Source organism: Stutzerimonas stutzeri, from assembly GCF_024448895.1.
GTDB classification, from domain to species: domain Bacteria; phylum Pseudomonadota; class Gammaproteobacteria; order Pseudomonadales; family Pseudomonadaceae; genus Stutzerimonas; species Stutzerimonas stutzeri_Q.
Map to the genome: position 1 here is coordinate 100,012 of NZ_JAMOIC010000004.1, position 18,684 is coordinate 118,695.

Here is an 18,684-nt window from a genome sequence, read left to right on the forward strand (position 1 = left end):
GGAGCGAACTACATCGGCACTGGGTTGTGACCCTGCCAAGTAATCGTCTCCTGATGGCGTTGCATCGAGACCTAATGGAGACGCTTCATCTTGCACATCGCCGACATGACCATGTTTTACGCACCCGCCAGTGGTGGCGTGCGTACCTACCTCGAGGCCAAGCACCGTCGCTTGCAGCTTTATGCGGGGGTTCGCCACAGCATCCTGGTACCCGGCGACAGTTATAACCACAGCGGAGGGATCTACAGGATTCCTGCACCGGCGCTGCCCTTCGGCAAGGGCTACCGGTTCCCAGTGCGACGTGCCCCCTGGCGAAATCAGCTGCGCGCATTGCGCCCGGATGTGATCGAGGTTGGCGATCCCTACATGACCGCATGGGCGGCGCTGGATGCCGGACGGCGTCTGGATGTCCCGGTCATCGGCTTCTACCACTCGGATCTGCCGCTGCTGGTCAGCAACCGGATCGGCGGCTGGTTGGGCGGCAACCTGAACGGCTATGTCTCGCGGCTTTACAGCAGCTTCGATCGGGTACTGGCGCCGAGCCGGGTAATGGCGGAAAAGTTGAAAGCACTCGGCGTCGACAACGTCTTCGTCCAGCCGCTGGGCGTGGACCTTGAAACCTTTCGACCGGATAGGCGCGACCCGCAAGTTCTCCAGGAGCTAGGTCTGGCGGATGACACCCGGTTGATGATCTTTGCCGGGAGAGGCTCCAGAGAGAAAAACATCGATGTGCTTTTGGAGACCGCAAGACGTCTGGGCAAGCCATATCACCTGTTGTTGGTCGGTTCGAGCATGCCGCATCGCGTTCCAGCGAACGTCTCGGTTATCGACCGATTCTGCCCGGCGGCTGATGTGGCTCGTTACATGGCCAGCAGCGATGTGCTACTGCACGCCGGCAATCAGGAAACGTTCGGCCTCGTCGCGCTGGAAGCGATGGCCAGCGGCATCCCGGTAATCGCTACACGTGCGGGCGCGCTGCCGGAGCTGGTGCCGTTTCATACCGGCCGGCTCTGCCGCCCGCTGGACGCTCAGGCCATGGCGCAGACCGTACGCGAACTGTTCGAAGATGACCCTCGCCTGCTTGGGGCACAGGCACGGCAACATGTCGAGTCGCACCATGCCTGGGACGCCGTTATTGCGGGCCTGCTGACGCATTACCACGCCGTACTGGGCACTGCCGATCTGCCGGTAGCCGTACATGGCTGAGCGCACGTTGATGCTGGTGCTTCATGATGTGGCGCCGGAAACCTGGCCTGACTACAGACCCTTCGTCGAGGCTGTCGATGCGCTGGGGCAGATTCCGATTTCCTGGCTGGTGGTCCCGGATTTCCACCGTCGTAACCCGCTCGATGCGCATCCCGATTTCCGCCGGATGCTCGATGCGCGCCTGGCGCGGGGTGACGAGCTGATTCTTCATGGTTGCTACCACGCGGACGAGGCGCCAGCTCCACGCACGCCGAGGGACTGGTTCATGCGCCGCGTCTTCACACACGAAGGCGAGTTCTATCCGCTGGATCGGGATGAGTCTGCGCTGCGCCTCGAACAGGGCATGCAGCTGTTCGCGCGTAACCACTGGCCCCTGCATGGATTCGTGGCGCCCGCCTGGTTGCTGGGCCCTGGCGCACGGCAGGCGCTGGCAGACACCAATCTGAGCTACACCAGTGATCCCGGGCACTTCTACCTGCTGCCGGATTACCAGTCGATCGAGGCACCAGGGCTGGTGTGGAGCGCGCGCAGTGCCTGGCGACGGGGCATGTCGCGCCTGGTCAGCGAGAAGTTGCTCGCCCGCCACAAACAGGCGCCGGTGCTGCGTCTCGGCCTGCATCCGGTCGATATGCGTCATGACTACTCACGGCGCTACTGGCTGAATCTGTTGAGTCGCCTGCTGGAGGAGGGGCGGCGTCCGTCGACCAAGATCGACTGGCTGAAACGCTATGTGCTGGTACCGAGTGCGGCGGCATGAGTGGTCGCTGGTGGTTGCTGCTCGGCGCGCTATTGGTGGCGGGGTCCATTCCGTTATTGCTGGGTGGCAGCGGGCTGTTCGAGCGGCTGCTCCGGTTTCCCTTCTGGCTGCTGCTGACCATGTTGAGCATGATCATGCTCGGCTGGTATCTCAACGCACTGCGGCTACGCCTGCTGATTGGCAAGCGCCGGCTAGGGCAGAGGCGCGCACTTGGAGTCGTCATCGCCACGGAGTTCGCGATCTGCGCGACACCCGGCGGCGCCGGCGGGCCGCTGACGATGATGGCCCTGCTGCTGCGGCAGGGCATAGCACCAGCCAAGGGCACAGCAACTTATGCCGTCGAGCAATTGACCGACCTGCTGTTCTTCGCCTGTGCGCTGGTGGGTGTGTTGATCTACGCCGTCACCCATTCGCTTAACGCCTATATCGCGAGCCTGCTTGGATTCAGTGCCGCATTGCTCATTGGCCTTATGGTGGTGCTCGCGCTGCTGGGCCGGTTTCACCGGCAGGTGGTTCTGCTCAACGGTTGGGTAGTAAGTCGGTTGGGGGTCAAGGGATCGCGTAAGCGCTCCTGGGCGCGCAAAGTGCTGAGCTTTCGCAACGCCTTGCTCGATTGTTTCCGTCTGCCGCGAGCCATCCTGCTCGGAGTGTTCCTGCTGACCACCTTGCACTGGCTGCTGCGTTACAGCGTGTTGTATCTGACCCTCCAAGGGCTGGGCAGTCAGTTGGCATGGGCCTGGACGTTCATCGTGCAGCTATTGGCACTGACGGCCGGCCAGTTGAGTTTGCTGCCGGGTGGCGCTGGCAGTGCCGAGTTGGCATCAGCCGCACTGCTTACGCCATTGGTGGGCAAATCCACTGCGGCTGCGGCGATCCTCATATGGCGCTTCGTGACCTACTACTTCTACCTGATCGTGGGCGCTCCGCTATTTCTGCATCTGGCTGGCAGGCCACTATTCGATCGACTGATCAAGGCGCGTGAGCGTTGAGCAGACGCTCTAGGCTCAGGCAGGCCTGCCTACCGTTCCTCGGAAATAGGAAACTAACGCCGTCGCCGTCCGGTCAACTTTATGTAACCCATGAAGCCAAGAGGTAAACGCCATGAGCAGTACTGGAGATAAGATGAAAGGCAATCTCAACGAAGCCGCTGGCAAGGCAAAGCAGGGCGTCGGTGAAGCGACTGACAACGAGCGTATGAAAAACGAAGGCCGTGGCCAGGAGCTGAAGGGCGACGCGCAGCAGGTCAAAGGCGAAGCCAAGGACACCATCAAGAAGGGCGTAGATCGCACCTGATGCATGTCCAATAAAAATGCCCGCATCTGCGGGCATTTTTGTTTCTGGCTGGCGGGTCAGCGTTCCAGATGCTGAAGCTTGTCCTTCACGCCGTCCCAGTCTTCCGCGTCCGGAAGGGAATCCTTCTTCTCAGTGATATTCGGCCAGACTTCCGCCAGATCGGCGTTCAGCTGAATGTATTCCTGCTGATCATCCGGTACCTCATCTTCTGAGAAGATTGCCTGGGCAGGGCACTCCGGCTCGCAGAGTGCGCAATCGATGCACTCGTCAGGATGAATGACCAGAAAGTTCGGGCCTTCGTAGAAGCAGTCCACCGGACAGACTTCCACACAGTCGGTGTATTTGCACTTGATGCAGTTGTCGGTGACGACGAAGGTCATTCTAGCTATCTCCTCGGGCGTGTCAGGTGGCGTTGCAATGACGCCCCCGTTCGGCAGGGCTATGGCGACATCAGGCAAATGCCGCCTATATCCAAAAAATGCGCGCGATTCTAGCAGCTTTTTTGCAGCCGTCAGACTCGCGTTTTCAGGTTGTATAGCAGGTCCAGTGCCTGACGCGGGGTCATATCATCGGGATTGATCCGTCCCAATTCCTCGATGACCGGGTGCGGCAGGCTGGCAAACAGGTCGTTCTGCATAGGTGGCGCGGGCTGACCGGCGCTCATCTTCGGCGTTTCATGGGACAGGCTGGTGGTTTCCAGCCGCGACAGATGGTCGCGTGCGCGCTGGATGACTTCACCGGGTACGCCTGCAAGCTGTGCTACAGCGAGGCCATAACTCTGGCTGGCCGGCCCCGGCAGCACGTGATGCAGGAAGACGATGCGTTCGTTGTGCTCGGTAGCCGATAGATGCACGTTGGCCACCACCGGCTCGCTTTCCGGCAGTACGGTCAGTTCGAAATAGTGCGTTGCGAACAATGTGAAGGCCCGCGTTTTGGCCAAGTGTTCAGCGGCGGCCCAGGCGAGGGATAGACCATCGAAGGTGCTGGTGCCGCGACCGACTTCGTCCATCAGCACCAGGCTGAGGTCGCTGGCGTTGTGCAGAATGTTGGCGGTTTCGCTCATCTCCACCATGAATGTGGAGCGGCCGCCGGCAAGGTCGTCCGAGGATCCGATACGCGTGAATATGCGATCCACCAATGACAGCTCACAGGCTTTGGCCGGAACGAAGCTTCCTATCTGTGCGAGCAACACGATCAGGGCAGTCTGACGCATGTAGGTCGACTTGCCGCCCATGTTCGGGCCGGTGATGACCAGCATGCGGGTGTCGTCATCGAGATCGAGATCGTTTGCCACGAATGGCGTTTGCAGGACTTGCTCGACCACCGGATGGCGGCCCTGCTCGATGTGCATGCAGGGATGTTCGACGAAGCGGGGGCGATTGAGGTCCAGCGTAAGCGCCCGTTCGGCGAGGTTGCTGAGGACGTCCAATTCGGCCAGCGCGGCGGCGCTGTCCTGTAGCGGTGCGAGATGCCCGATCAAGCGCTCCAGCAATTCTTCGTACAGCTGTTTTTCCCGAGCCAGCGCACGACTTTTCGCTGACAGCGCCTTGTCTTCGAATTCCTTCAGCTCCGGCGTGATGAATCGCTCGGCACCCTTGAGCGTCTGGCGGCGGATGTAGTCAGCGGGCGCGGATTCGGCCTGCTTGCTCGGCAGTTCGATGAAGTAGCCATGCACACGGTTGTAGCCAACCTTGAGGTTGGCCAATCCCGTGCGGGCTTTTTCACGGGTTTCCAGATCCATCAGATACTGGCCCGCGTTCTCCGAGAGGGATTGCAGCTCGTCCAGCTCAGCGTCGTAACCGGTTTTCAGCACGCCACCTTCGCGAATTACCGCCGGTGGATTGTCGATAATCGCCTTGGCCAGCAATTCGGCCAGCTCGGGATACGTCCGGATGATGCCAGCCAGTTCGATCAGATGAGGCGCAACCAGCTCCTGCATGCCGACCTGCAGCTGGGGCAGGGCGGCGAGAGCATCGCGCAGTCGTGCAAGGTCACGGGGGCGCGCGTTACGCAGCCCGATCCGCGCCAGGATGCGTTCGAGGTCGCCGATTTCTTTCAGCTGGGGCTGGATCTGCTCGAAGCGGTAGTGCTCGAGCAGGCACGTGATCGAGTCCTGACGCGCCTCCAGGATGCTGCGGTCGCGCAACGGGCGGTTGAGCCAGCGACTGAGTAGTCGGCTGCCCATCGCCGTCTGGCAGCGGTCGACCACCGATTGCAGGGTGTTATCACGCCCTCCGCCAAGGTTGATGTCCAGTTCGAGGTTGCGTCGGGTCGCGCCGTCGAGAATCACTGTGTCGTCGAGGCGCTCATGGCGCAGGCTGCGCAGGTGATGCAGCGCAGTACGCTGGGTTTCCTTGGCATAGGTCAGCAGGCAACCCGCCGCGCCGATTGCCAGTGTGAGCTTCTCACAGCCGAAGCCTTTAAGGTCCTGGGTGCCGAATTGCTGACAAAGTCCTTTGAAGCCGCTGTCACGATCAAAGTCCCAGGGTGCTCGGCGGTGTACGCCACGGCGTTTCTCGATCGGCAGACCGGCTGGCCAGTCATCAGGAATCATCAGTTCTGCCGGGTTCAGGCGCTCCACCTCGGCCAGCAGCGTTTCCCATCCTCCAAATTCCTGCACGCTGAATCGGCCGCTGGTGATGTCCAGCACCGACAGCCCGAACAGTTTCTCGTCGCCCACCACTGCTGCGAGCAGGTTGTCGCGGTGCTCGTCCAGCAAGGCTTCATCACTCACCGTACCGGGCGTGATGATGCGCACGACCTGCCGCTCAACTGGCCCTTTACTGGTTGCCGGATCGCCGATCTGCTCGCAGATCACCACCGACTCGCCGAGCTTTACCAAACGGCTGAGATAGCCTTCGGCAGAGTGGAAGGGGATCCCTGCCATGGGTATCGCATTGCCACCCGATTGGCCACGGGCGGTCAGCGTGATGTCCAACAGCTTGGCGGCCTTCTTGGCGTCGTCATAGAACAGCTCATAGAAGTCGCCCATGCGGTAGAACATCAGTTGTTCCGGATGCTCGCGCTTGAGCTTCCAGTACTGTTGCATCATGGGCGTGTGATGGGACAGGTCTTGTGACGACATATGGTTCGATACTTTGACTTGAGTTGAAGGCGGGCATGCTTGCGGCTGCGGCTCGGGACGAAATCCTGTCGCGAGCACAGGCCGGCGATCATGCTTTTGCCGGCCGGATAAAACCGGCAAGGTTAGCATGCGCTGCGGTCGTATCGATGGCTCGCCGACGCGTACGGCGTTTGCTATCCAGCGCAGGTGGCAGCGTATTCTTGCGTCAGCCCTATCAGCCACTGTTGGATATCTTTGATGGCAGAATTCACGCAGGCCCTGGAAACCGCACCCAGCCTGATCATCGTCGGGCTGGTGAACGTGCTGATCGTCGCGACTGTCGTCGGGGTTCACTACGAGTTTCTGTTGCGCCTATCGAGCCGCAGGGGCAAGCCGCGCTTCAATCATCGAGTCGGAATCGTATTCGGCGTCTGTGGCGCGCTCATGGCGCACGCCGTGGAGGTCTGGATTTTCGCCTTCGCCTATTTTTTCATGAGTCGGCTGCCAGGCTGGGGTGAGCTGTCCGGCAACGTCGATGGCGGGCTGATGGACTGCGTCTACTTTTCGTTCACGACTTTCACCACGCTTGGCTTCGGCGACATCCACCCACTGGGTCCGATCAGATTCCTGACCGGCATCGAGGCGCTGACCGGACTGGTGCTCATCACCTGGACCGCCTCGTTTCTGTTTCTCGAAATGCAGCGGTATTGGGATGGCAGCGAGCCCCGATAGCTCGACCCGTGATCAGGCTAGAGCGTCGACCAGGCGCTGAAGATTGCCTGCTAAGGTAGTCGCCTGACATTGCCGCATTGGAGTTTTCTCATGACGTCCACGACCGATCTCGCCGCGCGCCTAGGCGCCGCGCTGCAAGCACAATCGGCACAGGTAACCACCGCCGAGTCCTGCACCGGTGGCGGGATTGCTGAAGCAATCACGCGTATCGCGGGCAGTTCCGCCTGGTTCGAAGCGGGCTTCGTCACGTATTCCAACGCGCAGAAGACCCGGCAACTGCAGGTGCCCGAACAGCTTTTTTCCGAAGTGGGCGCCGTCAGTCGTGAGGTGGTGGAAGCCATGGTGCACGGCGCCCAACAGTCTAGTGGCGCTCGTTACGCAGTGGCTGTCAGTGGTGTGGCGGGGCCTGGAGGCGGTTCGCCAGAGAAACCGGTTGGAACCGTGTGGCTGGCCTGGGCCTGCGGTGAGCAAGGGTGCGCCCGGCGCTTCCAGTTCAGCGGTGATCGGCAAGCCGTGCGCGAAAGGAGCGTGGAAGCGGCACTCGTCGGATTGATCCGGCTGGTGTCCGGAGAAAATCCAATTGAGGGCTAGGCGGTCGTTTTTGCCTATGCTCTAATACTGTCTACTTATACAGTTGTCGTGGCCTCTGGCCCTCTTGATCAAGTGAGGATTGTAATGGACGAGAACAAGAAGCGCGCCTTGGCTGCTGCCTTGGGCCAGATCGAAAAGCAGTTCGGTAAGGGCGCGGTCATGCGTATGGGCGATCATGATCGCCAGGCTATTCCCTCTATTTCCACTGGTTCGCTGGGCCTGGACATTGCGCTCGGCATCGGAGGACTGCCCAAGGGCCGAATCGTCGAGATCTACGGCCCGGAGTCTTCGGGTAAGACCACTCTGACTCTTTCGGTTATCGCCGAAGCGCAAAAGATGGGCGCCACCTGTGCCTTCGTCGATGCCGAGCACGCGCTTGATCCCGATTACGCTGGCAAGCTCGGCGTCAACGTCGACGACTTGCTGGTATCCCAGCCAGATACTGGTGAGCAGGCACTGGAAATCACCGACATGCTGGTGCGCTCCAACGCAGTCGACGTAATCATCGTCGACTCGGTTGCTGCGCTGGTGCCAAAGGCCGAAATCGAAGGCGAAATGGGCGATACCCACGTGGGTCTGCAGGCGCGTCTGATGTCCCAGGCGCTGCGCAAGATCACCGGTAATATCAAGAACGCCAATTGCCTGGTGATCTTCATCAACCAGATCCGTATGAAGATCGGTGTGATGTTCGGTAGTCCGGAAACCACCACCGGCGGTAACGCACTTAAGTTCTACGCGTCGGTCCGTCTCGACATCCGCCGCACTGGCGCGGTGAAAGAAGGCGACGAAGTGGTCGGTAGCGAAACGCGGGTCAAGGTCGTCAAGAACAAGGTAGCGCCACCGTTCCGTCAGGCTGAGTTCCAGATCCTGTATGGCAAGGGCATTTACCGCAATGGCGAGGTCATCGATCTTGGCGTGCAGCAGGGGCTGGTCGAGAAGTCCGGCGCTTGGTATGCCTACAAGGGCAACAAGATCGGACAAGGTAAGGCCAATGCGGCCAAATTCTTGGAAGAAAACGTCGAGATCGGTCGCGAAATCGAGCAACAGATCCGCGACAAGTTGCTGGTCGTTGCGCCGAACACCAAGGCCAACCCGGTTACCGAAGACCTGGCCGAAGCCGATCTCTGATCCGTATGCCTGTTGTGCTCGACAGCCCCGCCGCTGTGCGGCGGGCAGCCATGGATTTGCTGGCCCGGCGTGAACATGGTCGTGTCGAGCTTGGGCGTAAGTTGCGACTGCGTGGGGCGCCTGCCGAGCTTATTGAGCCGGCGCTGGATAGGCTGGCTGAAGAAGGCCTGTTAAGCGACGCGCGCTACCTCGAAAGCTACGTGCGGATGCGGGCGAATGCGGGTTATGGCCCCTTGCGCATCCGCGAAGAACTTTCCCAGCGAGGCTTGTCGAGAGAGGCAATAGAGCAGGCCCTGCGAGACAGTGGTTTTGACTGGAACGTTCAGCTCTACGATGTATGGCAACGTAAGTTTGGCGAACTGCCTGGTGATCAACGCGAAAGGGCTCGCCAGGGCCGCTTTCTGAGTTATCGGGGTTACTCCTTGGAGATGGTGGGCCGCTTGCTGCGAGGTGGCTCTTTCGATTGATCGGCAAGGGTCTCGCCCGGATAGGCCACCGGCCTTCTCGAGAGTCCGTTTCACCCTTCCTGGATTTAATCTCTCTCAATCCCGCCAGTTTTGTTTTGCATTGATGAAGTCTGTCAGCTCGCGAAGACGTCCATGGTCTCGACCGTTGAAGACGAAGCTAAGCCGAGGTAACGGCTGCAGTTCTGGCTCGTCCAGCTCCATCTCGCAGCACGGTTGCTGCTCGAATCGATCCCTCAGACATAGGTCGGCGAACGCCTCGTTCATGTGTGCAAGTGCCTGTTCGGTAAGCACGTGATTCATGCGCATGACGAACCTATCTTTTAGCCAGCGGCTGGAGTGGAAGTTGCTGTAGAAGTGATCGATCTCCGCCGCCGCGTCTTCGGCATTGTCCACCAGTCGCATCAGACGCATATCGGTAGGCAGGATATAGCGATTGCCCTCCAGCTGATGACGCATGAAGCTCAGTGCGTCCTTCCAGAAAGTGCCGCCCGGTTCATCAAGCAACACGATTGGCACCAGGGGGCTCTTGCCCGTTTGAACAAGTGTCAGTACCTCCAGCGTCTCGTCCAGCGTGCCGAACCCGCCGGGACAAAGGACCAGGCCGTCCGCTTCTTTAATGAAGAACAGTTTGCGAACGAAGAAGAAGTGGAAGGACAGCAGATGGTCGGTGCCATCCACGGTGGAGTTGGCGCGTTGTTCGAAGGGCAGGGTTATGTTCAGGCCAAGGCTGTTGTCCGTGCCGGCGCCCTCGTGCGCGGCTGCCATGATGCCACCGCCGGCACCCGTTATGACCATCAGGTCATAACGGGCCAGCGTTTCCCCGAGTTCGCGAGCCAGGGCATATAGCGGGTGCTCGATAGGGGTGCGGGCCGAGCCGAAAACCGTAACCTTGCGGCGACGCTTGAACTGATCGAGACGGCTGAATGCATGCTCCATCTCGCGCATGGTCTGTAGCAGGATCTTGGCATCCCAGCGGCTGCGGTCTGCCTGTGCCATGCGCATGACGGTCACCAGCATTTCTCGATACAGCGGAAGGTTCTGGCTGCTGGGCGGAACGACGAGAGCGATCAGTTCGTCGATCTTCTTGGTCAGCTCCGCGCCACTGGTCTTGAAATGCCGCGACAGATAGTCGTCTGGATCGAAAGGCATACGGCGTCTCCCATGTAGTGGCAGTTGAGGCTTGCTCTATGCCGCACAGCTATGTGCCCGCATCACGTGAAATCAGGTGTCTGCGTAACGCATCCAGTCCTGACACCTTGGCTAAGCCTATCAGCAGAGTGCCCGGGCTGAATGGCTGTCGGGGCGCAGCGCACGACAGCTACGGTCATTGATGGCTGCACCGTGTTTCAAGGGAGCGAGGTTAGCCCGGGCGTAGACGGCATCAGAGCGCGATGCGGTCGCCGGGTTCCGGGATGTTTGCTTGCCAGTTCAGGCGGTCGCTCAGCACCTGCTGCAGCGATAGCATCTTTTCTCGTTCACCATGAACAAGGTACAGCTCGGGCATTGGTGTGAAATGGCTGGCCCATTCGATCAATTGTGATTGGCCTGCGTGCGCTGAGAATCCACCCAGCGTATGGACCTTGGCGTTCACCGCGATGCGCTGATGCAGCAGTTTGACCGTCTTCGCACCATCAACGATGGCACGTCCCAGGGTGCCTCGCGCCTGGAAGCCAGGGATTATGAGGTGGCACTCGTTTCGCCATAGATTGTGTTTGAAGTGGTGGAGGATGCGGCCGCCGCTGCACATGCCGCTACCGGCAATGATGATTGCGCCGCTCTTGAAACGATTGATCGACATTGATTCTTCGGGGGTCGGGGTCGCTCGCAATATCGGTAGCCATTTCTCGATGTGAGCACTACGCCCATCCAGCGCACCTGGCAACATCGCATCTATTTCCAGCTGGTCTCGGAACAGTGAATAGATAGCGTTCGCGCCGATGGCCATTGGGCTGTCGAGGAAGACGTTCTGCTGAGGGACGCGGCCTTGTTGATAGAGCAGTCCGAGGTAATAGATGAGGTCTTGGGTACGGCCCACTGCAAATGAGGGCATCAGCACGTTTCCGCCGTCCAGATGGGCCTGCTGGAGGATGTCGGCGAGCTCCTCGATGGTAGCCTCATGATCACGGTGATCGCGATCGCCATAGGTCGACTCCATGAGCAGAACATCGGCTTTTTGAAGTGGGGTAGGGCGATGCATGAGCGGGGCGGTGGCATTGCCAAGATCGCCGGAGAATACGAGGCGGCGTTTCTCGCCGAAGTCTTCGACATCGGCTTGCACGATGGCCGAGCCAAGAATGTGCCCGGCATCGAACAGGGTCACGCTTATCCCCGGTGCCGCTTCGAAGGTTTCGCCGTAGCCATGCGGTTCTCGTAACTTGAGCATGCGTTCGGCATCGATCCGCGTGTAAAGCGGCTCGATCGCAGTTTTGCCGAGCCGGGCTCGCCATTTATTCTCCCACTCGGCGTCCTTTTCCTGAATGCTCGCCGAGTCGAGCAGCATCAGCTCGACCAGCTTGCAGGTCGCGTCAGTGGCGTGAATCGGGCCGTCGAAGCCGGCCGCCACAAGCTTCGGTAACACGCCGCTATGGTCGATGTGTGCGTGAGACAGCACTACCGCATCCAGCGTTTTCGGATCGAAAGCGAAGCCCGCCCGGTTGCCTTCTTCTTCCTGGCGACGCCCTTGACGCATGCCGCAGTCGAGCAATACACGGGCCCCGGCGTGTGTCTCGATGAGATAGCAGGACCCGGTCACCTGTTGTATTGCGCCTAGAAAACTGAGCAGAGCCATGAGCGGCGTCTCCATGCTGGATGTAGAACGGAGTGTGCAGATTTCCGTAAGGGTGCGTCTTGATGCATATCAGAGAGAGCGGCAGGAACGCTGACTAGACTGTTGCAACCGCCACTCAATGGAGCGCCACATGAACCAGTTACTCCCCAGTCTTGCCGAGCTGGACCGGCACGCTGAAACACAGCCTGAGTTTGCCCGCTGGCGAGCCGGTTACGGTCCGTTCGAGCACGCGCTGGAAACCCAGGCGGCCGTGTTTCGTCTGGCCCACCAGCTGGTGCAGGCGGGGCATCAGCAAGACGTCGCTGATGTGTATCGGCTGTTGCAAGCTATCGATCGGATCGGTTCGGCTGGTCTCTGGCTCGTGGTGCACATGACCTATGCCCGTCGCGTAAGGCTCGATGGCGAAGCGCTCGTGGCCGAGGATTTCAAGGCGTCACCCGAAGGGCACACCGGCGGATCGCTGAATATGGTCCCGGCATACGCCGGCTATCTCGGGCTGAATGCACTGACCGGCAGTACCCGCGCCTGGATGATGGGACAGGGCCATTGCGTGGCGGCGATAGAGGCGCTGAACGTGCTGACGGACAATCTGCATCCCGAGCAGGCGCAGGCCTATGGCGGCGGTGAGGTTGGTCTGAATCGTTTGCTGGAGGATTTTTACGGTTACGCTCAGGGCGCTGACGGCAGTCCGTCTGCACCGATCGGTAGCCACGTCAACGCACACACCGGTGGTGGTATCGCCGAGGGTGGCTACCTCGGCTTTGCTGAGCTTCAATACGCCCATATGCCGCTCCCTGGCGAGACGCTGGTGGCGTTTCTATCTGATGGCGCAGCCGAAGAGCAGCGCGGCAGTGACTGGATCCCACGCTGGTGGCGCGCTGAGGATTGCGGGGTGGCCTTGCCGATCATGATCGCCAACGGTCGGCGCATCGAGCAGCGAACCCAGCTGGGCACGCACGAAGGTCTCGAGGGGTTCCGCCAGCACCTGAGTCGTTGCGGGTTTGATCCGATCACCTTCGATGGGCGCGATCCTGCTGCGTTTGTTTGCATTCTCTGGGAAATGGAACAGCGCCTGGCCCGTCGCATTGAAGAAAAGGCCCGGGGGCTGCTTCGTTATCCGCTACCAATTCCCTACGGCATTGCCGAGACAGTCAAAGGGTTCGGCTTCTATGGCGCAGGTAGCAACGCGGCGCATAACTTGCCGTTGCCCGGCAATCCACACATAGATGAACGTGCCCGTGAGTTATTCAATAGCCATGCAGCGCCGCTTTTCGTGCCCAGGGCGGAGCTCGGAGCGGCACGGGACCTGTTGGCGCAGTCCCGGCGTGGGCGCCCGGCCGAGCGTGACAACACGTTGGCCATGAGGCGACCGGCTGCGCCTGTGATGCCGGCACTCATTTATCGAGACGAGGCCTGCTCGCCCATGAGCGCAGTAGATGACTTCTTCGTCGAATTGGCCCGGGCCAATCCATCGTTGCGCCCACGCGTAGGTAATCCCGATGAGTTGGCGAGCAATCGCCTCGGTGGCGTGCTCAAGGCGCTAAAGCATCGGGTAGTCGATCCGGAAAGCGAGTTCGAGGCCGTGGACGGAAAGGTGATCACCGCGCTGAATGAAGAGGCGGTGGTATCGGCCTGCCTGGCCAATCAGGGCGGTTTGAATCTGGTCGCAAGCTATGAAGCCTTCTGCGTGAAAATGCTCGGCGCGGTCCGGCAGAGCCTCATCTTTTCCCGCCAACAGAAGGAAGTTGAGCGCCCGGCTGGTTGGCTAGGCTGGCCGATCATCGCTACCTCGCATACTTGGGAAAACGGCAAGAACCAGCAGTCGCACCAGGACACCACCTTTTGCGAAGCCCTGTTGGGTGAGATGAGCGATATGGCGAGGGTCCTGTTTCCGGCGGACCATAACAGCGCGCTGGCTTTGCTTCCCTCGATCTATCTGGCGCGTGGCACCCTGGCTTGCCTGGTCATGCCCAAACGGGAGCGCCCAGCGGTATTCAGCCAGGCGCAGGCCGAGCAGTTGGCTCGGGACGGTGCCATCATCGTCGATGAGCGGCTTGGGGTTGATCCTCTTCTATTGATCGCCAACGGCAGTTACCAGCTCTCCGAAATGCAACGTGCCGCTGCTCGCTTGAGTGAAGCGGGAGTGGCTTATCGTTTGATATACCTGCAAGAGCCTGGGCGTTTCAGGGCGCCGCGGGATCGCTGGGAGATCGACGCGCTGGCGGCGGATGGCGTTGCCGAACGGCTATTCCCGGAACAGATGGAGATGCGCGTGCTGCTAACGCACATGCGACCAGAAGTGGCGCGCGGTCACCTCTGGCCGATTCTGCCAGATGTGCGGCGGAACTCTGTACTGGGCTACCGGAATCGTGGCGGCACACTGGATGAAGCCGGTATGCAGTTCGCCAATCGAGCCTCATGGGCCAACGTACTTGCGGCCTGCGCACGACTTCTCGATGTGCCACGCACTTCGTTGCTCAAGCCTGACGAGGCCGCTGCGGTTGCAGGAAAAGGCGACCCTCGGGTGTTGCGCTAGATGGGGCGTCGCGGGTAGCGCGTGGCCGCCCGCGGCTGACGATGCTCAGCAGTCGCCTGAACGGTAGCGCTCGGTGGTGATCGGGTTTTTGGTCTCGTACTCCTTGAACTCGAAGCGCAAAACCGCACCCTGGGCCATGAGCTGGCGCAGACCGTCATTGCTGCAGACACTGGTGGCTAGCTGAGTGCGAACCTGTGTTGGATTGTCACGCATCTGTGCGGCGTGACGCGGTTGGACGCTCAAGTGGTTGACCAGCTCATTGCCGTCAACGCTATAGCCTTCGTCAAGGAGGTCGGAGTTGATGGCGCGCGGCGTGCCTACGCTGCTTTCGCGGGCAACCTTGTCGAGCAGCGGGCCGAGCGCTTGATCCTGCGCGGACGCGGTATGGGCGAAGGGCAGGGCGAGGCAGAGCGTGAATAGGGTGGTCAGACGGTACATAGGTGATCTCCTGATGACTGCCGTCGTTCGACCCGCGGGTTTCTGCGCGGTTCAGCTTGCCCATGGTTTCCGGTCTGGCTGGTAAACTGCCGCTCCGTCCAGACAGACCTTTTCCCATGCCGCATGCCGTAGCTCGTTTGCGTGAAGCTCGCCTGGCTCAAAGTGCCAAGCCTTTTGTAGCCAGGGGATCGCGCGGGGTCCGCTGTGTACGCTGCCGCGTGGCGCCTAGCCATTGTCTGTGCAGCTTGATGCCGCGCGTGTCAGCCAATAGCGCTGTGTGCCTGATCATGCACGATGTCGAGCCGCTGAAGCCGAGCAATACTGGATGGCTGATAGCCGATATCGTGAGCGACACCCATGCGTTCACCTGGAAGCGGACTGCTGTGGATCCAGCCTTACTGGCGCTGCTGTCCGACCCTCAATATCAGCCCATGGTGGTCTTTCCAGGCGAGTACGCTGAGCCCGATCGAGTGATTTCGCTCGTAGAGCCGAAGGCCGGCAAGCGGCCACTGTTCATTCTGCTCGATGCGACCTGGACGGAAGCACGGAAGATGTTTCGTAAAAGCCCGTACCTGAACCAGCTTCCGGTGTTGAGCCTGCAGGCTGATGTGGTCTCCCGCTATCGTCTGCGCCGCTCGACCCGTAGCGAACACCTATGTACTGCCGAAGTGGCCGCGCTCTGCCTGGGACTGGTTGGAGACAATCTGGCAGCTGGCGCTCTGGATAATTGGCTCGATGCCTTCACGGACCATTATCTGGGCGCCAAATACCACCGAACGCCTGACATGGACGACGCCACCCATCGGGCGCTCAGCGCGCTGGGCCAGCGTTGAGCGTGATCAGTGCCTGGCGGTTGGCGCGATCTCATCTGCCACGACCGCAGGAAGGCGCTTGCGCGGCCAGAGCTGCGCGATGAGCATGCCGCCGAACATTAACGCACATCCGAGGTAGCCTCGCAGGTCGAGGCTTTCATCGAGCAGCCAGGCGCCGGCTATTGCTGCGAACACCGCTTCGAGCGACAGGATGATGGCTGCGTGGGAGGCAATCGCGTGCTTCTGCGCCACGACCTGCAGGGTATAACCCACGCCTACGGCAAACATCCCTCCGTAGATCAATGCGGGTGCGGCGAGCCAGATGCTGTTCAAACTGGATTGTTCGAAGATGGCTGCCAATACCAGGCTGACGATTGCGCAGGTGACGAATTGTAGAAAGGCCAGGCGGATTGCGTCATGGCGGCCGACAAAAAAGCTCACCAGCAAGACGTGAACGCCCCACACGAAAGCGCCCGCTAGCTGAATCCAGTCACCCGACGCGACCTGGAAGTTCTCGTCGATACTGAGCAGCGCCATGCCGAGGACTGCGAGCACCGCGCCCAGCCACGTGCCCGTGCCGGTCTTTTGTCCAATGGCCAGCCCGAGGAGCGGGACGACGATGACATAGAGGCCGGTGATGAAGCCCGAATTGGTGACGCTGGTGAACATCAGACCGACCTGCTGCAGGTTGATGCCGAGGGTCAGCGCCAACCCCATGCTCAGCCCGCCCAACAGCAGTCCGCGCTGTAAGAACGGCTCGTGGCGTGCCGCACCGCGCCCTTGATGAAGCAACAGCGGCATCAGAACGATCGCCCCCAGTGCGAAACGCAAGCCGGTGAAGAGGAACGGCCCAAGGTTATCCATCCCGATCCGCTGCGCGACAAATCCGCTTCCCCAGATCATGGCAGTGATGAGCATAAGGGAATCAGCGCGAAGGGCTTGTTTGCGCATGTCTGGACTCTTTTCGAAAAGCTGCGGACTGTGCCTCAAAGCGCGGCGCTTGGCCACAGCTTCGCCGCCGCACTAGATAGCTGCCTCATTAAATTCTGAGCGATGATCGAAATTCCGGTGGTGGCGCGATATCATCACCGCAGTCCACCTCCGAGCATGTTGCAGTTCATTGCCGTCCTGATGTCGGCATTTTGCTCGGTCTGGTGAAAGCGCCAATAAAAACTATAGGTCCGCCATGGCTGCTTACGAAATCCTTATCGCCGACGATCATCCGCTGTTTCGCAGTGCCCTTCAGCAAGCGCTGACGCTTGGCTTGGGCGATGGGGTTCGGTTATCCGAAGCGGCCAGCATCGCTGAACTGGAAGCCCAACTGACCCGCACTACGGATTGGGATCTGGTGTTGCTGGACTTGAACATGCCGGGAGCCTATGGGTTTTCCGGGCTCGTATTGCTCAGGGGCCAGTACCCCCAACTGCCGGTAGTTATGATTTCCGCTCAGGAAGATGCTGCCGTCGTTGCTCGGTCGCGCGAGTTTGGGGCCAGCGGTTTCATTCCGAAGTCGAGCTCGCTCGAAACCATTCAAGAAGCGGTTCGAATGGTCCTCGACGGTGACGTCTGGTGGCCAAGCAATATTGACGATGTGGCCCATGTCAGTCCGGAAGCCAAAGCAGCCAGCGAAGGGCTCGCAAGCCTCACGCCGCAACAATTTCGCGTGCTGACGATGGTGTGCGACGGGCTGCTGAACAAGCAGATCGCCTATGAACTCAGCGTTTCCGAGGCAACCATCAAGGCGCACGTCACCGCAATCTTCCGCAAGCTTGGGGTTCGTACCAGAACCCAGGCTGCACTTCTGTTGCAGCAAATGGGCTCCATTCCCAGCAACTGACGCCAGAACACCGTACGTGCCGGAGGGCGACTCAGGCGATCGTCGGCAGCACGATCTCATCACTTCGGCGAACCCCAGCCGTAAGCGCTCGGCATTGCTCGACGAACTCTCGCATTGCCGCCGTCTGGTACTTCAATGAGTGCCAGATGAAATAGAACTGTCGTGAAAGATCCAGCTCGGGGGTTTCCAGCGCAACCAGGCTGCCACGGCGGAATGCATCCCGAAGGGCCAGTCGAGAGATACAGCCAATTCCAAGGCCGGACTCCACTGCTCGCTTGATCGCCTCTGTATGCTCAAGCTCGAGGCGTATGTTCAGCTTGGCCGGATGATGGCGCATGGCGTGTTCGAACGTCAGGCGCGTGCCAGAACCCTGCTCGCGAAGAATCCAGGCCTCGCGCGAAAGCTGCTCCAGGCTGACCTCGGTATGCACAGCCAGGGCGTGCTGTGGTGCGCAGAACACAACCAACTCGTCCTCGACCCACGGCACTACCTCGATATCAGGATGTTGGCAGTCGCCTTCGATCAAACCCAGATCAAGTTCATGTTGTGCGACCTGCTGGACAATGTGCGCGGTGTTCTGCACATGCAGCTTCACTCGGCACTCAGGGTGGTGCTGCATGAAGCTGCCGATGAGCAGGGTCGCCAGGTAATTGCCGATGGTCAGGGTCGCGCCAACTTTGAGCGACCCGAAACCGGTTTTTCCAGCCAGCAAGTCCTCAATCGCTTTGGCTTGATCGAGCAGGCTTACCGCTTGGGGCAGGAGCTGGTGACCCAGGGCGTTCAGCCATAACCGCTTACCTGCGCGATCGAACAGTTGGCATCCGGATTGGCGCTCCAGCTCAGCAAGTGACGTACTGGTAGCAGATTGCGAAAGGGCGAGGCTTTCTGCCGCACGCGAGACACTTTCATGTCGGGCAAATGCGACAAATACTTGAAGTTGGCGCAGCGTAAAATGCATATCTATATAACCGATAACATATATCGTTAATATTCGTTTAACGGATATTAGGCGTAGCGGTAAACTGCTCGCAATCA

At 60.1% G+C, this 18,684-nt stretch carries 18 protein-coding genes; 11 read left to right on the plus strand and 7 right to left on the minus strand.

Translation table 11 applies throughout. The features are described 5' to 3' along the window. Positions 1-90: 90 nt before the first annotated feature. The 4 genes from NA619_RS06265 (at position 91) to NA619_RS06280 (ending at position 3,256) form a co-directional block, all read left to right on the plus strand. Positions 91-1,206 carry a glycosyltransferase family 4 protein gene (locus NA619_RS06265; protein ID WP_255960930.1) on the plus strand — a complete coding sequence of 372 codons (1,116 nt, stop codon included), beginning with the start codon at positions 91-93 and terminating at the stop codon, positions 1,204-1,206. After that, a complete protein-coding gene (locus NA619_RS06270; RefSeq protein WP_255960931.1) occupies positions 1,199-1,963 on the plus strand; it encodes a DUF2334 domain-containing protein in 765 nt (254 codons plus the stop codon). Before NA619_RS06265 ends, NA619_RS06270 begins: the two co-directional genes overlap by 8 nt. After that, complete coding sequence (locus NA619_RS06275; RefSeq protein ID WP_255960932.1) at positions 1,960-2,952, plus strand: lysylphosphatidylglycerol synthase transmembrane domain-containing protein; 993 nt, start codon at positions 1,960-1,962, stop codon at positions 2,950-2,952. Before NA619_RS06270 ends, NA619_RS06275 begins: the two co-directional genes overlap by 4 nt. A gap of 112 nt (positions 2,953-3,064) precedes the next feature. Further along, positions 3,065-3,256 (plus strand): CsbD family protein, encoded by a 192-nt coding sequence (locus NA619_RS06280; RefSeq protein ID WP_255960933.1) that lies wholly within the window; start codon positions 3,065-3,067, stop codon positions 3,254-3,256. Positions 3,257-3,312: 56 nt separating this feature from the next. On the opposite strand, the gene fdxA is transcribed toward NA619_RS06280, so the two are convergent. Both fdxA and mutS read right to left on the minus strand, forming a co-directional pair. Continuing rightward, positions 3,313-3,636 carry a ferredoxin FdxA gene (gene fdxA / locus NA619_RS06285; protein WP_255960934.1) on the minus strand — a complete coding sequence of 108 codons (324 nt, stop codon included), beginning with the start codon at positions 3,634-3,636 and terminating at the stop codon, positions 3,313-3,315. Positions 3,637-3,767: 131 nt separating this feature from the next. Next, a complete protein-coding gene (mutS, locus tag NA619_RS06290) occupies positions 3,768-6,341 on the minus strand; it encodes a DNA mismatch repair protein MutS (RefSeq protein WP_255960935.1) in 2,574 nt (857 codons plus the stop codon). 276 nt (positions 6,342-6,617) lie between these two features. Between mutS and NA619_RS06295 the strand changes: the two genes are divergently transcribed. From NA619_RS06295 to recX, 4 genes are all read left to right on the plus strand, one after another. Then, positions 6,618-7,052, plus strand: a complete 435-nt coding sequence (locus NA619_RS06295) for a potassium channel family protein (RefSeq protein WP_255961140.1) — start codon at positions 6,618-6,620, stop codon at positions 7,050-7,052. Between the two features lie 90 nt (positions 7,053-7,142). Continuing rightward, positions 7,143-7,643 (plus strand): CinA family protein, encoded by a 501-nt coding sequence (locus tag NA619_RS06300; RefSeq protein ID WP_255960936.1) that lies wholly within the window; start codon positions 7,143-7,145, stop codon positions 7,641-7,643. Between the two features lie 84 nt (positions 7,644-7,727). Beyond that, entirely contained in the window at positions 7,728-8,771 is a 1,044-nt protein-coding gene (recA, locus tag NA619_RS06305; RefSeq protein ID WP_122165289.1) for a recombinase RecA, read from the plus strand. A gap of 5 nt (positions 8,772-8,776) precedes the next feature. Then, on the plus strand, positions 8,777-9,238 hold the full coding sequence (recX, locus tag NA619_RS06310; protein ID WP_255960937.1) for a recombination regulator RecX: 462 nt from the start codon (positions 8,777-8,779) through the stop codon (positions 9,236-9,238). Between the two features lie 75 nt (positions 9,239-9,313). Here recX and NA619_RS06315 read toward each other — a convergent pair whose 3' ends face one another. Together NA619_RS06315 and NA619_RS06320 are read right to left on the minus strand one after the other, a co-directional pair. Continuing rightward, positions 9,314-10,387, minus strand: a complete 1,074-nt coding sequence (locus NA619_RS06315; protein ID WP_255960938.1) for an LOG family protein — start codon at positions 10,385-10,387, stop codon at positions 9,314-9,316. A gap of 232 nt (positions 10,388-10,619) precedes the next feature. Then, a complete protein-coding gene (locus NA619_RS06320; RefSeq protein ID WP_255960939.1) occupies positions 10,620-12,026 on the minus strand; it encodes an MBL fold metallo-hydrolase RNA specificity domain-containing protein in 1,407 nt (468 codons plus the stop codon). 130 nt (positions 12,027-12,156) lie between these two features. On the opposite strand from NA619_RS06320, the gene NA619_RS06325 reads away from it, so the two are divergent. After that, positions 12,157-14,562, plus strand: coding sequence for a xylulose 5-phosphate 3-epimerase (locus NA619_RS06325; RefSeq protein WP_255960940.1), 2,406 nt, complete (start codon positions 12,157-12,159; stop codon positions 14,560-14,562). Between the two features lie 45 nt (positions 14,563-14,607). Here NA619_RS06325 and NA619_RS06330 read toward each other — a convergent pair whose 3' ends face one another. After that, entirely contained in the window at positions 14,608-15,000 is a 393-nt protein-coding gene (locus NA619_RS06330; RefSeq protein ID WP_255960941.1) for a PA3611 family quorum-sensing-regulated virulence factor, read from the minus strand. Between the two features lie 116 nt (positions 15,001-15,116). On the opposite strand from NA619_RS06330, the gene NA619_RS06335 reads away from it, so the two are divergent. Next, positions 15,117-15,833, plus strand: a complete 717-nt coding sequence (locus tag NA619_RS06335) for a tRNA-uridine aminocarboxypropyltransferase (RefSeq protein ID WP_255960942.1) — start codon at positions 15,117-15,119, stop codon at positions 15,831-15,833. A 6-nt stretch (positions 15,834-15,839) separates the two neighbouring features. On the opposite strand, the gene NA619_RS06340 is transcribed toward NA619_RS06335, so the two are convergent. After that, entirely contained in the window at positions 15,840-16,763 is a 924-nt protein-coding gene (locus NA619_RS06340; RefSeq protein ID WP_255960943.1) for a DMT family transporter, read from the minus strand. Between the two features lie 235 nt (positions 16,764-16,998). Between NA619_RS06340 and erdR the strand changes: the two genes are divergently transcribed. Then, on the plus strand, positions 16,999-17,649 hold the full coding sequence (gene erdR, locus NA619_RS06345) for a response regulator transcription factor ErdR (protein ID WP_255960944.1): 651 nt from the start codon (positions 16,999-17,001) through the stop codon (positions 17,647-17,649). Positions 17,650-17,680: 31 nt separating this feature from the next. Here erdR and NA619_RS06350 read toward each other — a convergent pair whose 3' ends face one another. Further along, the gene (locus tag NA619_RS06350; protein WP_255960945.1) at positions 17,681-18,607 is read right to left on the minus strand and encodes a LysR family transcriptional regulator; all 927 of its coding nucleotides are present in this window, start codon (positions 18,605-18,607) and stop codon (positions 17,681-17,683) included. Positions 18,608-18,684 lie beyond the last annotated feature (77 nt).